A 548-nucleotide genomic window follows, 5' to 3' on the forward strand; every position below is an offset into this window, starting at 1 on the left:
CCATTAGTGTTTATGAAGAGGGTCTCAGTTATTCGCTTCATTTATTATCAGCACTCTTGTTCATCACTGCATTAATGATTATGAATATTGCATTAAGCCTTTATCAAGAATATTAATCTTAATAATAAAAAAATGATTCATGCTCTAAAGAATCATTTTTTTTATCCATGAAAATATATAAACAGGATTTTTAAAATTGAATAAAAGTGTTATAATAAATTAGTCAATTTTCAAGTATTATATTTTTACTTTAAGGTTAGGAGAAATCATTATGTGTGGTGTAGTAGGGTACTTTGGGAAAGAAAATGCATTAAAAACCGTTTTAAATGGTTTAGAAAAATTAGAGTATAGAGGATATGATTCAGCTGGAATTTGTTTGTTTGACACAAATACTTCAGCTTTTAATTTATACAAAGTGAATGGGAAAATAAACGATTTAAAACCAAAAATTGATCAAAGCGAATCGCATTATGCGATTGGTCATACGAGATGGGCGACCCATGGGAAAGTTACCGTTGAAAATGCCCATCCTCATCAAAGTGCAGATG

1 pseudogene is annotated in these 548 nt (G+C 29.6%); it reads left to right on the plus strand.

What is annotated here, in order from left to right:
• Positions 1 to 271 precede the first annotated feature (271 nt).
• Positions 272 to 548: pseudogene (locus tag ABCO64_RS10755) on the plus strand (glutamine--fructose-6-phosphate transaminase (isomerizing)); the annotation flags it as partial.

The sequence above is a fragment of the Methanocalculus natronophilus genome (assembly GCF_038751955.1).
Classification (GTDB): Archaea; Halobacteriota; Methanomicrobia; order Methanomicrobiales; family Methanocorpusculaceae; genus Methanocalculus; species Methanocalculus natronophilus.